We start from the raw sequence: 13,255 nt of genomic DNA, 5'->3' as shown, positions 1-13,255 counted from the left end.
TCCTTCAGGCCCGGTCCGCCACGCGCTCGCCGAGCAGGCCCGAGGGCCTGAGCGTGAGCATGACGATCAGCACGATGAACGCGAAGATGTCGCTGTAGTGGCTGCCGAGCACGTCGCCGGTGAGCGCACCGATGTAGCCCGAGCCGATGGCCTCGATGAGCCCCAGGAGAATGCCTCCGACCACCGCGCCTGCGAGGTTGCCGATGCCGCCGAACACCGCCGCCGTGAAGGCCTTGAGGCCGGGAATGAAGCCCATCGCATGCTGCGCGATGCCGTAGTTGGAGGCGTACATCACGCCGGCGACCGCGGCGAGCACCGCACCGATGACGAAGGTGGCCGAGATCACCATGTCGGGCCGGATGCCCATCAGCGCAGCGACGCGCGGGTTCTCGGCGGTGGCGCGCATCGCGCGGCCGAGCTTGGTGTAATTGACCAGCCACATCAGCACCACCAGGCAGAAGGCGGTGACGCTCAGGATCATGACCTGCGTGGGCGAGATCACGGCGCCGCCGACATGGATCGGCGTGGTGGACAGCAGGTTGGGATAAGCCTTGTTGGTCGGCTTCCAGATGATCATCGCCAGCGTCTGCAAGAGGATCGACATGCCGATGGCAGTGATCAACGGTGCGAGCTTGGGGCTGTTGCGCAGCGGCCGGTAGGCCACTTTCTCGATGACGAAGTTGAGCGTGGCGGCGACCACGCAGGCAATGATCAACGCAATGATGAGGATGATCCATCCCGGCGTGCCGGGCATCGATTCCTGCATGAGTCCGATGATGGTCCAGCTGGTCAGCGCGCCGACCATGAGCACTTCACCGTGCGCGAAATTGATGAGGTTGATGATGCCGTACACCATGGTGTAGCCCAAGGCTATCAAGGCGTACATGCTGCCGAGTACCAGACCGTTGATGATCTGTTGCAGCAAGATGTCCATAGGAGGTTCCCTTTTTCTAATGGTGACGCCCTTGGGGGACGCCCGACTGACCAGGCACGCCGGTTGGGCACCCTGGTTTCCCTTAGCAAAAAACCCGCCAGCATGTGTCGACGGCGGGTTTGTGGCCGGGATTGTAGTCATGCCGGATCGCCATTTCGGTGCGTACCCGACGGGGGTTTTCCCGCTGGCGCGGACCGAATGGTCTTCGGTGGTGCAAGGGAGTACCGGGCCGACGCGCTGCGTGCTTTGTCGTATTAACCGGCCGCGTCGTCGTTTCGCTTGCGCAGTTCGCGCAATTTCTCCGCGATGCGGATCTCGAGGCCGCGCTCGACAGGCCGGTAGAAGGGCGGCGGATCGAGGCCATCTGGCAGATAGCGCTCGCCGGCCGCGAAGCCGCCCTCCTCGTCGTGCGCGTAGCGGTAGCCCTTGCCGTAGTCGAGCTCTTTCATGAGCCGCGTCGGCGCATTGCGCAGATGCATCGGGACCGGGCGCGTGCCATCGGTCTTGATGAGGGCGCGGACCTCGTTGTAGGCCTGGTAGACCGCATTCGACTTCGGCGCGATCGCAAGGTAGACCACGCATTCGGCCAGCGCCAGTTCGCCTTCGGGCGAGCCGAGCCGCTCATAGACCTCGGCGGCGTCGAGCGCCAGACGCAGCGCGCGCGGGTCGGCCAGGCCGATATCTTCGCTTGCCATGCGCACCAGCCGGCGCGCCATGTAGCGTGGATCGGCACCGCCGTCGAGCATGCGCACGAACCAGTAGAGCGAGGCGTCGGGGTCGCTGCCGCGCACCGACTTGTGCAGCGCGGAGATGGTGTCGTAGAACTGCTCGCCGCCCTTGTCGTAGCGGCGCATGCGCTCGCCCAGCACGCGCAGCAGCCATTCGTCGGTGATGTCGCCGAGCTTCTCGGAGCCGGCTGCGACCGAGAGCGTTTCGAGGGTGTTGAGGAGGCGCCTGGCATCGCCGTCGGCATAGGCCACGAGCCGATCGATGGCCTTCGTTTCGATGGCAGGCACCGCCTGGATGTCCTGCGCCCGGGTCACGATCTGCCGGAGATCGTCTTCGCCGAGCGGCTGCAGCACGTACACCGCAGCGCGCGACAAGAGCGCGGAGTTCACCTCGAAGGACGGATTCTCGGTGGTCGCACCGATGAAGGTGAACAGGCCCGACTCCACATGCGGCAGAAAGGCATCCTGCTGGCTCTTGTTGAAGCGGTGGACTTCGTCGACGAAGACGATGGTGCGGCGCTGCTCGAGTCCGTCGCGCGCCAGGGTCGCACGTTCGACTGCATCGCGGATGTCCTTCACGCCGCCGAGCACCGCGCTGATGCTGAGAAACTGCGCATCGAAGGCGTCGGCCATCAGCCGCGCGATGGTCGTCTTGCCGGTGCCGGGCGGTCCCCAGAGGATGCAGGAGTGCGGCTGGCCCGACTCGAAGGCGATGCGCAGCGGCATGCCGGGGCCGAGCAGATGCTGTTGGCCGATGACCTCGCCCAGGGTCTTGGGTCGCAGGCGTTCGGCCAGGGGCTGGTGGGTGGAGGTGGCCATGGAAGCCCGCCGCCCGGCGCTATTGCTTGATCACGTCGGCGCCGGCCGGGGCCTTGAACTGGAAGGTGGCTGCGGGCAGCGCGGGATTCACCTCGACCTTGCTGAACTTCAGCACCGAGCGCTGGCCGAAGCTGTCGAGGATCTCCAGGGCCGCCAGCGCATCGCCCTGAAAGCCCACCTGCACGTTCTGCAATTGGCCCTCCTTGTTCTTGGGGCTGGCCTTGATCCATTGCAGCCCGTCGCGCTCGGGGCCCGCCTCGAGCGCAAAATCGGCTTGCAGCGCTCGCAAATCGGGCGCAGCGGCAATCAACGCGGCCGGCGTCGAGCCGAGCGCCTGCGACTGCTTGCGCTGCGTGACCTGGTTCAGGTCGGCGTCGTAGAGCCAGAGCGTCTCGCCATCGGCCACGATGCTTTGCGCGAAGGGCTTCTTGTAGTCGAACTTGAACTTGCCGGGCCGCTGGAATTCGAAGGTTCCGCTCGACACCTTGGCGCGCGCAGCCTGCCCATCTTTGGCTGGCGCGGTGACGGTCTGCGTGAATTCGGCACGGCCCGACTTGACGTTCTTCACGAACGCTTCGAGGCGTTCCATGCCGCCGGCCCAAACACCGCCTGCGGCAAGAGCCAAGCCCAATCCAACGAGCAGCTTCTTCATCGACATCCCTGATCCCATCATTCGGTGCGTGCGGGCACCAGAATTTCGCGCTGGCCGCTGCCGCTCATGGCGCTCACCAGCCCGGCGTTTTCCATGTCCTCGACCAGCCGCGCGGCGCGGTTGTAGCCGATCTTCAGGTGGCGCTGAACCAGCGAAATGCTGGCCTTGCGGTTCTTGAGCACGACTTCGACCGCCTGGTCGTACATCGGGTCCTTCTCGCCGCCATCGCCGCCACCTTCACCCAGTAGATCGCCTTCGCCGTCGACGGTTCCACCTTCGAGCACCCCTTCGATGTAGTCCGGCTCCCCTTGTGACTTGAGGTAGGCGACGACACGGTGCACTTCTTCGTCGCTCACGAAGGCGCCATGCACGCGCACCGGCAGGCCGGTACCGCTCGGCATGTAGAGCATGTCGCCCATGCCGAGCAGCGCCTCGGCGCCCATCTGGTCGAGGATGGTGCGCGAGTCGATCTTGCTCGACACCTGGAAGGCGATGCGCGTCGGGATGTTGGCCTTGATGAGCCCGGTGATCACGTCGACGCTGGGCCGCTGCGTAGCAAGGATCAGGTGGATGCCGGCGGCGCGCGCCTTCTGCGCCAGTCGGGCGATCAGCTCTTCGATCTTCTTGCCGACCACCATCATCAGGTCGGCCAGCTCGTCGATCACGACCACGATGTGCGGCTCCCGCGCGAGCGGCTCGGGGCTGTCGGGCGTGAGGCTGAAGGGGTTGTAGATGAACTCCTCGCGGGCCTTGGCCTCGTCGATCTTGGTGTTGTAGCCCGCGAGGTTGCGCACGCCCAGCTTGCTCATGAGCTTGTAGCGGCGTTCCATCTCGGCCACGCACCAGTTGAGGCCGTGAGCCGCTTGCCGCATGTCGGTGACCACTGGCGCCAGCAGGTGCGGGATGCCTTCATAGACCGACATTTCGAGCATCTTCGGGTCGATCATCAGCAAGCGCACGTCGCGCGCCTCGGCCTTGTAGAGCAGGCTCAGGATCATCGCGTTGATGCCGACCGACTTGCCGGATCCGGTGGTGCCGGCCACCAGCACGTGCGGCATCTTCGCGAGATCGGCCACCACCGGGTTGCCGACGATGTCCTTGCCGAGGCCCATGGTGAGCATCGACTTGCCTTCGTTGTAGACCTGCGAGCCGAGGATCTCGCTGAGCTTGATCGACTGCCGCTTGGCGTTCGGCAGTTCGAGCGCCATGAAGTTCTTGCCGGGGATGGTCTCGACCACGCGGATCGACACCAGCGACAGCGAGCGCGCCAGGTCTTTCGCAAGGTTGACGATCTGCGACCCCTTGACGCCGGTGGCCGGCTCGATCTCGTAGCGAGTGATCACCGGGCCCGGGGAAGCCAGCACCACGCGCACCTCGACGCCGAAGTCCTTGAGCTTCTTCTCGATCAGGCGCGAGGTCATCTCGAGCGTGTCGGCGGAAACGGTTTCCTGGCGCGCCTGCGCCGAGTCGAGCAGGTCGACCTGCGGCAGCTTGCTGTCGGGCAGTTCGCGGAACAGGGGCTTCTGACGCTCCTTGGCCACGCGATCGCTGCGCGGCACCTCGGTCAGCGCGGGCTCGATCTGTACCGGCGGCGAGGGCGCACGGCGCTTGGGGCGCGGCACGATGCTTAGCTCCTCGTCGGCCGATTCGAGCTCGCCGCCCTGCTCCGCCAGCTCTTCGCGCTCGCGCACCGCTCTCTTCCCCATCGCGATGTCTTCGGCGATCTCGCGTTTTTCGCGGCGCAGTTCGAACAGCGAATAGAGACGAGAGCCGATGCGCTCGGCGATATGACTCCACGAGAAGCGGAACACGAGCGCCGAGCCGATCACGCCGGCAGCAATGGCGATCAGCGCCGAACCGGTGAAGCCCATCCACTTCACGCCAAGCGGCCCGACCAGATAGCCGAGCACGCCGCCGCCATGCCCGGGCAGATGGAATTCCAGCCGATAAAGACGCGACCATTCGAGCATCGCGCTGGCGCACAGCAGCAGCACCAGGCCGAACCAGAACGCCAGGCGACTGCGGTTGAAGCGGCCCCGCGGCGGCTGATCGGCGGGCGTCGGCTCACCGCCGCGCAACCAGCCGGCCAGAGAAGACAACCACACGCGCAAGCCCGCTGCCAGGCACCACCAGACCGAGTAACCGGCCAGGAAATAGCTGGCGTCGGCCAGCCAGGCGCCAATGCGGCCGCCCCAGTTCTTGATCTCGCCGCCGGTGCCCGAGGTTGACCAGGCCGCATCCGAGGGCGTGAAGCTCAACATCGCGAGCAGCCAGTAAAGCAGCAGGACGAAGCCGGCGATCAGCGTGATCTCGTGCGCGAAGCGCATGGCGCGCAAGCGCACCGGCTGCGATTCGGCCGATGTGGACGATTGAAGGGTATTGAGCGAATAGGTCATGGAAGACACGGCCACTGGCCCGCAGGAACGGGCAGACGGCTTGCAGAAACTACAACGAAAACAGTCGCGGCCGCGTTGTCAGGGCCGGCGATGCAGGGGCCAGCGCACTCCGGCGCTGCTAGCCGAAGGATCAGGCGAGCGATGAGAGCCGTTCCTTGACGATCATCGAGCCGTCGGGCTGCGTCTGGACGAAGCCGCGCTCTTCGAGGTCCTTCATGACCCGGCTCACCATTTCGCGCGAAGCGCCGACCATCTTGGCCAGGTCCTGGCGCGAGATCTTGTCACGCACCTTGAGATTGCCCGCGCCGTCGTCGACCGCGAACTCGAGCAGCGAACGCGCCACTCGGCCGTAAACGTCCATCAGCGCGAGCGATTCGATCTTGCGGTCCGCGTGACGCAGCCGCGCAACGAGGCCCCGCATGATGTTGTAGGACATCGAGGAGTTCTCGGGCAGGCAACGTGCAAAGGCTTCGCGGCCGAGCATCAGCACATCGGTCTGGACCTCGGTGCGCACGGTGGCGGAATGCGGCTCGTCGTCGATCATGCTCATCTCGCCGATGTAGTCGCCGGGATGCAGCGTCGCGAGAATGACTTCGCGACCACGGCTGTCCGTACTCATCACCCGGGCGCGACCGGTCAGGATGATGTAGAGCGCGTCCGACTTCTTCCCTTGTTCGACCACCGCCTCGGCCCGCTTGAAGCGCTTCTTGATGATCGCGTCGGCAATGCTCGCAGACTGGGTTGGCGTCAACGCAGCGAACAAAGGTACGCGGCGGAGCAATTCAAGATTGGACAGCATCGACATTCATCAATCCCCGAATTCCGCGCGATCGAGAAGCCCATGCATTAATACAATCGCACGCATTGAAAACAGCCCACGCCCGGTCTTGAACCGAACGGTGATACTCCATATCTATCACCCTGAAAATGTACACGCTGATGCAGCGTCAATCCTAGGTTTTCTACTCATGTCGTCCTCCCCACGCCACGCGAAGGTTCTCATTCTCGGCTCCGGCCCGGCCGGTTATACCGCCGCCGTCTATGCGGCCCGCGCCAACCTTCAACCCATGTTGATCACCGGCATCGCCCAGGGCGGCCAGCTGATGACGACCACCGACGTCGACAATTGGCCGGCCGACGTGCATGGCGTACAAGGCCCCGACCTCATGCAGCGCTTCCTGGAGCATGCCGAGCGTTTCAAGACAGAGATCGTGTTCGATCACATCAACAAGGTCGACCTGAGCAAGCGCCCCTTCACCCTGACCGGCGACAGCGGCACCTACACCTGCGATGCGCTCGTGATCGCCACGGGCGCTTCGGCCAAGTACCTCGGGCTCGACTCCGAGCAGCACTTCATGGGCCGCGGCGTCTCGGGCTGCGCGACCTGCGACGGCTTCTTCTACCGCGATCAGGAAGTCTGTGTGGTCGGCGGCGGCAATACCGCGGTCGAAGAGGCGCTCTACCTGTCGAACATCGCCAAGAAAGTCACGCTGGTGCATCGTCGCGACAAGTTCCGCGCCGAGCCGATCCTGATCGACAAGCTCCACGAAAAGGCCGCCGAAGGCAAGATCGAGCTCAAGGTGCACAACACGCTGGACGAAGTGCTGGGCGACGACACCGGCGTCACCGGCATCCGCCTCAAGAACACTCAGACCGGCGCGACGGAGCGGATCGACCTCAAGGGCTGCTTCATCGCCATCGGCCACCACCCGAACACGGACATCTTCCAAGGCCAGGTCGAGATGAAGGACGGCTACATCCTCACCCGCTCGGGTCTTCAGGGCTTTGCGACCATGACCAGCGTTCCGGGCGTTTTCGCTGCCGGCGACGTGCAAGACCACGTGTATCGCCAAGCCATCACCAGCGCCGGCACCGGCTGCATGGCGGCGCTCGACGCGCAGCGCTTCCTGGAGCAGGACGGCACGCTTTGAGCCGTTCGCCGGCCATGAGGCTATAATCCAAGGCTTTGCCGAATTCGGCCTCTTCTTTTGGGGGGCCGGGAATTCACGGCAAGCCGGGGTACCGCCACCCGTTTCTGGCGAGGTCAAGCTGCAAACCACCCCGCAATCCCCTTGCGCCGGTGCCAGCTGTTTCAAGAAAGAGTGTCCACATGGCACGCGTATGCGACGTAACGGGCAAAGGCCCGATGGTCGGAAACAACGTTTCCCACGCAAACAACAAAACCAAGCGCCGGTTCCTGCCGAACCTGCAATACCGCCGTTTCTGGGTCGAGACCGAAAATCGCTGGGTGCGCCTGCGTGTTTCGAGCGCCGCTTTGCGCCTGATCGACAAAAACGGCATCGACGCCGTGCTCGCAGACCTGCGTGCACGCGGCCAAGCTTAAGGAGCTGAATCATGGCAACGAGCAAAGGCGGACGCGAAAAGATCAAGCTGGAATCCACCGCGGGTACCGGCCATTTCTACACGACCAGCAAGAACAAGAAGACGATGCCCGAGAAGATGTCGATCATGAAGTTCGACCCGAAGGCGCGCAAGCACGTCGAGTACAAGGAAATCAAGCTGAAGTAATTCGGCCGATTTAAGCAAAAAACCCGCTGCGATCCAGCGGGTTTTTTGTTGTCTGCGTTCCATCGACCAGCATGCAGCATCCAGAAAAAAGCCGGCCCCGCAGGCCGGCTTTGGAACGGAGCGGAGACCGCCGCGCGTCAGGCGCGCGCCGCGCGCAGACGGGTGGAGAACTCTCGCAACCCTGCAATGCCGCTGGCTTCCGCACGATGGCACCAGGCGGCCAGGTCGGCGGCCAGTTGTTCGCGCGACTGCGAGGTGTTGAGCCATAGTTGGCGAAGTTCTTCGCGCATCGTCACCATCTTGTCGAGCACCGGGTGTGCGGCACGCGCCTGCACGAGATTCAAACGCGCGGCCGCCGGCACCTTGTCGTCGTCGCGATGCAGCCAGCGCTTGGCGGCCTTCAGCACCGACAGGTCGGCGCCCTTGGCCTTGAGCGTTGCCAGCTCTGCCTTGGTGGCGCGACGCATTTCACGCGCATAACCGGCCATCACTTCGTAGCGATTGGCGATGACGGCTTCGAGCGTCTTCTGGTCGGCCACCGGCTGGATGTCGCCCAGCTGCATCTTCGGCGGCACCTTCTTGACCTTGGCCCAGCCGATCGTCTGCATCATGCGGATATAGACCCAGCCGATGTCGAACTCGTATTTCTTGACGGAGAACTTCGCCGAAGTCGGATACGTGTGATGGTTGTTGTGCAGTTCCTCGCCGCCGATGATCAGGCCCCAGGGCATGATGTTGCGGCTGGCGTCGGGTGCCTCGAAGTTGCGATAGCCCCAGTAATGGCCAATGCCGTTGATGACGCCGGCCGCCGTGATCGGGATCCAGAGCATCTGAACCGCCCACACGGCCATGCCGAGCGCGCCGAAGAGCGCCAGGTTGATCACCAGCATCAGGCCCACGCCCTGCCAGCTGTAGCGCGAATAGAGGTTGCGCTCGAGCCAGTCGTCAGGCGTGCCGTGACCGTAGCGCTCCATCGTTTCCTTGTTCTTCGACTCGGCACGATAGAGCTCGGCGCCGCGCCACAGCACTTGGTCGATACCACGGACTTGCGGGCTGTGCGGGTCTTCTTCGGTTTCGCACTTGGCGTGGTGCTTGCGGTGAATCGCCACCCACTCCTTGGTCACCATGCCGGTGCCCAGCCAGAGCCAGAAACGGAAGAAATGCGAAGGAATCGGGCCCAGATCCATGGCCCGGTGCGTCTGCGTGCGGTGCAGGAAGATCGTGACCGCAGCGATCGTGATGTGCGTAGTGAGCAGCGTGTACAGCACGACCTGCCACCACGTGAGATCCCACAAGCCGTGTCCGAGCCAGTCGATGGCCGCGCTGAGAACGGCAGAGTCAGGAAGCAACATTGAGTTCGGTACTCCATGGCCGCACGAAGGTGCAGCCTTCAGGTAACCTGTGATTTTAAGGCTTCTGCCCCGAAAAGGGGGCTAAATCCTTGATCCATCGCGAGTTATCTCTCTTCTTTGGGTCTTCGCGCCTATTTCCGATTCCAGACCGCGGCAAAGAATCCATCGGTGGCATGACGGTGCGGCCAGAGGCGCAGATAGCGTTTGCCCCCCTCCCCTCCGGCAGCCAGACCCTCGGCGCCCGCGACCTTCAGCCCGGTCAGCAGATCCACGGCGTCCTGCGGCAGGAAATCCGGGTTGGCGGCGCCGAAAGCCTCGGCGATGGCCTCGTTTTCCTCCGGCAGCACGCTGCAGGTGGCGTAGACGAGGCGGCCACCCGATTTGACGAGCCGTGCCGCGCTCTGCAGGATCGCCGTCTGCTTCGCAGTGAGTTCCTCGACCGACTTCGGCGACTGCCGCCACTTGAGGTCCGGATTGCGCCGCAGGGTACCCAGGCCCGAGCAGGGCGCATCGACCAGCACCCGGTCGATCTTGCCGGCCAGGCGCTTGACGCGCTCGTCGCGCTCGTGGGCGATGGCAGCGGGATGCACGTTCGAGAGCTTGCTGCGCGCCAGGCGTGGCTTGAGAGCATCGAGCCGGTGCGCCGAGGTGTCGAATGCATAGAGCCGGCCGGTGTTGCGCATCGTGGCCCCGATGGCAAGCGTCTTGCCGCCCGCGCCGGCGCAGAAGTCCACCACCATCTCGCCGCGCTTGGCATCGAGCAGCAGCGCCAGCAGCTGTGAGCCCTCGTCCTGCACCTCGACCGCGCCTCGCGCAAAAGCGTCCAGCTTGGTGAGCGCCGGCTTGCCGTCGATGCGCAGGCCCCAGGGCGAGAACGGCGTCGCGACCGCCTTGATGGCGGCCAGCGCAAGCTCTTTCTGCACGTCGGGGCGCTTGTCGGTGAGCGCGTTGACCCGCAAATCGAGCGGCGCGGGCTGCTGCAGGCTTTCCATCAGCGGCCAGAATTCGGCGCCCAGCTGCGCCTTGAGCGGCGCCACCAGCCACTCGGGCAGGTTGTGCCGGTGGCGCTCCAGCAGGTCGTCGGGCTTGACAGCGTCGCAGTTGTCGAGCCAGCGCTTTTCCGCGTCGTTGAGTGCGCTCTTCAAAAAATCGCGCGGGCCATGGAATCCGAGAATGGCCATGCGCCGTTCCTTCGGCCCGCTGCCGGAGGGCGACAGATGATCGAACAGCAGCTTCTTGCGCAACACGGTGTAGACCGTCTCGGCGAGCGTGGCGCGCTCCCGGGGCCCGAACTCACGGTGCTCACGAAAGAAGCGGGAAACGACCTGGTCGGCAGGATGATCGAATTTCAGGACGAGGCCGACCAGATCGGCGCAGGCCTCGAGAAGGGCTTTGGGGTGCATGCCCCCATTGTCTCAGCCGGCCGTGCGCATCCAGACCGGCCCGAACGCCTGACGCTCGATCTCAGCGAGAGTGGGCGAATGGCCGGCCCACAGCACCAGCACGGCGCCGGGCAGGTTCAAGGTCTGCTCGAGCTGGCGGCACAGGTTCCAGCGCTCCTCGTCGGGCAGCCCCGGCAGCTCGACGAATAGGACGTAGGCGCGCCGCCATGGGAATTCGCGCAAGTTCTTGCGTACCAGCCAGGCTCGCGAGATCGGGCTACAGCGCACCAGGTCAGCCCTCAGCTCGCCGAGTTCGAATTCGCTCAGGTCATGCCGCGCGATCTGGCTGAAGAAGGGCGTGCTGGTGATCTCCTCCCAGGCGCGCTGCTCGGCCGCCTCGGCCGCCTTGGCCCGCTCGCGCCACAGCTTGAGCGCGGGCTCGTCGTGCGGCCCGGCATCGGGATCCTCGAGCAGCTCGACGGCGTCCTTGGCGGCCCACCAGCGGCTCGCGGCGCTCGCCGCATGCAGCCGCTCCAGCACCGCGAGGCGCGCTGTGCGATCCCTGGGCGGAAGCGTCTGCGCCAATCCTCGCAGCGCGCCGGAATGGTCGGGCGTGATCTGCAACGCGCGCTCGTAGCGGCCACGCACATCGGCGGCGGCATTGATGCGGCGCTCGCAATCGGCCCACTCGACCATCTCGTCGGCATTGTTGCGTCCCCTGCTGGCGGCCAGTGCGACGACGCGTTCCCGCACGCGTGCGAGGTAGGCGTGATGCTGCTTCCAGTCGCTCGCATGCGCGCGGCGCCATTCCCCGTCGAAGTACGCGATCCATTTCGCCTTGTCGGCCAGCAGCTCGAGCGCCGACTTTGCTGACCAAGCCGGCAACACGGCCTTCTCATCGAGCGCCTCGAGCCGGTCGCGCAGCACCGGATGAGTGTCGTCTACATCGCTCACGCGCCGCAATGCGCTGCGCAGCGCCTCGCGCGCCAGATCGGGGGTGACAGGCGCGCCGAGCTGCGTTTCCATCGCGGAGAAGGGCCCGGCCGGCAACGGCTCCCGGGCGGCGCGCGCCCAATGGCCGGACCAGAAGGCATCCGCATACCAGGTGCTCTTGACGGCGATCTCGGTCAATGCGGCAGCGGTCACGCCGGGGCCGAGCAGGCGCGCCGAGATGCGGTCGGCTTCGTATTCATCCTGCCGCGCCAGCGCAAAGGTCTTGGCCGCGAAGCGCGGGAAGTACCAGCGAAAGAAGGCCTGCGAGGCCAGCGCCATCACGCCCTCGTCGTTTTGCAGGCTGGCATCGAGCTTGAGCCAGGACAGGCGTGTGCGGTAGATCCAGGCGCTCAGCTTGCCGTGATTCCCGCGCAGGTGGCCGTACTCGTGCGCCAGCACCGACAGCAGGCGACGCTTGTCCAGCGCCATCAGGAGCGGCAGCCCCACACTCAGGTAGTTGACGGCGCCGCCGAAGAGACCGAAGCGCGGCAACTGGCGGATGCTGGCGTTGAACTCGCTGTCCAGGTAGACGTGGTGGACCGGCGGGCCGTCGATCTTCTGCCGGATGCGGTCCAACGCCTCGAAAAGCGCCGGCGCATCCTCGCGCGCGAGCTGCACGCCTTCGGGCTCATCGAAGCGCACCCACAGCGCGCGCAGCGTGGCCCACAGCAGGCCGAGCGCGAACAGCAGGAGCCAGCCGCGCGTAAAGTTGAAGCGGCCCTGCCCCATCGAGGCGACCACCCAGACGATGATGCCGACCGCCAGCGCCAGGCATGCGATCACCCACAGATAGCCCAGTGCAGCGAAAGCGGCGACGCCGCGCCGGTAGCCGCTGCTGTCGTCCGCGCTGGCATGCTCGCTCAATCGGACCAGATGAACAAAATCGGCTCGATCCATCTCGACCTTTCAGTTCCTTGAGGACAATGCCCAGCGTGACCGACGACAACCTGCCGCCCCTGATCGAAACACCGCCCGGCCGCTACCGCCACTACAAGGGCGGCGAATACGAAGTGCTCGGCACCGTGCGCCACAGCGAAACGCTGGAGCCGATGACGCTCTACCGAGCGCTCTACGGGGCGCGCGGGCTGTGGGTCCGCCCGGCGGCGATGTTCGGGGAGACCGTGGAGATCGACGGGTTGCCACGGTTGCGTTTCGTCAAGCTCGACTAGCAGGCCGGATGTTCAGCCGCAACGCACGGCGGTCACACGGTTGCGCGCATCGACGACGAGATTGAGCCGGCCGCCGTTGAATTCCAGCGTGACCACCTGGTTGGGCTTGAGGATGCGCACGCTCTCGGCACCGGCGCGAACGCGGGCAGCGGTCTCGAGTTGCGCCGATGCGGGCTCGCCGACCGCGAACTTGGCGCCGTCGGCATGGCATTGCGCTTGCGGCGCCGGCGCGGGGGCGGCAGCCACCGGTGCAGGCGCAGGCGACGGCATGGGCGCAGGCGCAGATGCAGCACAACCGGAG

Annotated in this window: 13 protein-coding genes; 4 read left to right on the top strand and 9 right to left on the bottom strand. The window is 65.2% G+C overall.

Annotated features, from left to right (window positions below):
* Positions 1 to 4 precede the first annotated feature (4 nt).
* The 5 genes from EJI01_RS23985 to EJI01_RS23965 all read right to left on the bottom strand — a co-directional run bounded on the left by EJI01_RS23985 (position 5) and on the right by EJI01_RS23965 (position 6,334).
* Entirely contained in the window at positions 5 to 934 is a 930-nt protein-coding gene (locus tag EJI01_RS23985) for a branched-chain amino acid ABC transporter permease (protein ID WP_126839639.1), read from the bottom strand.
* A 254-nt stretch (positions 935 to 1,188) separates the two neighbouring features.
* Positions 1,189 to 2,481: a replication-associated recombination protein A gene (locus tag EJI01_RS23980; RefSeq protein ID WP_126839638.1), complete on the bottom strand. Its 1,293-nt coding sequence runs from the start codon at positions 2,479 to 2,481 to the stop codon at positions 1,189 to 1,191.
* 19 nt (positions 2,482 to 2,500) lie between these two features.
* Positions 2,501 to 3,133, bottom strand: coding sequence for an outer membrane lipoprotein chaperone LolA (lolA, locus tag EJI01_RS23975; protein WP_409513979.1), 633 nt, complete (start codon positions 3,131 to 3,133; stop codon positions 2,501 to 2,503).
* A 17-nt stretch (positions 3,134 to 3,150) separates the two neighbouring features.
* A complete protein-coding gene (locus EJI01_RS23970; RefSeq protein WP_126839636.1) occupies positions 3,151 to 5,529 on the bottom strand; it encodes a DNA translocase FtsK in 2,379 nt (792 codons plus the stop codon).
* A gap of 130 nt (positions 5,530 to 5,659) precedes the next feature.
* A complete protein-coding gene (locus tag EJI01_RS23965) occupies positions 5,660 to 6,334 on the bottom strand; it encodes a Crp/Fnr family transcriptional regulator (RefSeq protein ID WP_093108931.1) in 675 nt (224 codons plus the stop codon).
* 163 nt (positions 6,335 to 6,497) lie between these two features.
* On the opposite strand from EJI01_RS23965, the gene trxB reads away from it, so the two are divergent.
* From trxB to rpmG, 3 genes are all read left to right on the top strand, one after another.
* Positions 6,498 to 7,460, top strand: coding sequence for a thioredoxin-disulfide reductase (trxB, locus tag EJI01_RS23960; protein WP_126839635.1), 963 nt, complete (start codon positions 6,498 to 6,500; stop codon positions 7,458 to 7,460).
* A 179-nt stretch (positions 7,461 to 7,639) separates the two neighbouring features.
* Positions 7,640 to 7,873, top strand: a complete 234-nt coding sequence (rpmB, locus tag EJI01_RS23955) for a 50S ribosomal protein L28 (RefSeq protein WP_007830293.1) — start codon at positions 7,640 to 7,642, stop codon at positions 7,871 to 7,873.
* 11 nt (positions 7,874 to 7,884) lie between these two features.
* Positions 7,885 to 8,058 carry a 50S ribosomal protein L33 gene (gene rpmG, locus EJI01_RS23950; protein ID WP_007830291.1) on the top strand — a complete coding sequence of 58 codons (174 nt, stop codon included), beginning with the start codon at positions 7,885 to 7,887 and terminating at the stop codon, positions 8,056 to 8,058.
* Between the two features lie 137 nt (positions 8,059 to 8,195).
* On the opposite strand, the gene EJI01_RS23945 is transcribed toward rpmG, so the two are convergent.
* From EJI01_RS23945 to EJI01_RS23935, 3 genes are all read right to left on the bottom strand, one after another.
* The gene (locus EJI01_RS23945) at positions 8,196 to 9,410 is read right to left on the bottom strand and encodes a fatty acid desaturase (protein ID WP_126839634.1); all 1,215 of its coding nucleotides are present in this window, start codon (positions 9,408 to 9,410) and stop codon (positions 8,196 to 8,198) included.
* A 131-nt stretch (positions 9,411 to 9,541) separates the two neighbouring features.
* Entirely contained in the window at positions 9,542 to 10,813 is a 1,272-nt protein-coding gene (locus tag EJI01_RS23940; protein WP_126839633.1) for an RsmB/NOP family class I SAM-dependent RNA methyltransferase, read from the bottom strand.
* A 12-nt stretch (positions 10,814 to 10,825) separates the two neighbouring features.
* On the bottom strand, positions 10,826 to 12,682 hold the full coding sequence (locus EJI01_RS23935; RefSeq protein ID WP_126839632.1) for a M48 family metalloprotease: 1,857 nt from the start codon (positions 12,680 to 12,682) through the stop codon (positions 10,826 to 10,828).
* 35 nt (positions 12,683 to 12,717) lie between these two features.
* Here EJI01_RS23935 and EJI01_RS23930 point away from each other — a divergent pair, with 35 nt between their 5' ends.
* A complete protein-coding gene (locus EJI01_RS23930) occupies positions 12,718 to 12,954 on the top strand; it encodes a DUF1653 domain-containing protein (protein ID WP_126839631.1) in 237 nt (78 codons plus the stop codon).
* 12 nt (positions 12,955 to 12,966) lie between these two features.
* On the opposite strand, the gene EJI01_RS23925 is transcribed toward EJI01_RS23930, so the two are convergent.
* Positions 12,967 to 13,200 carry an I78 family peptidase inhibitor gene (locus EJI01_RS23925; protein WP_312846081.1) on the bottom strand — a complete coding sequence of 78 codons (234 nt, stop codon included), beginning with the start codon at positions 13,198 to 13,200 and terminating at the stop codon, positions 12,967 to 12,969.
* Positions 13,201 to 13,255: the final 55 nt, after the last annotated feature.

The organism is Variovorax sp. MHTC-1, from assembly GCF_003984645.1.
Taxonomy (GTDB): Bacteria; Pseudomonadota; Gammaproteobacteria; order Burkholderiales; family Burkholderiaceae_C; genus Variovorax.
The sequence above is the reverse complement of the archived record's forward strand: the minus strand, read 5'-3'. Positions and strand labels throughout refer to the sequence as shown.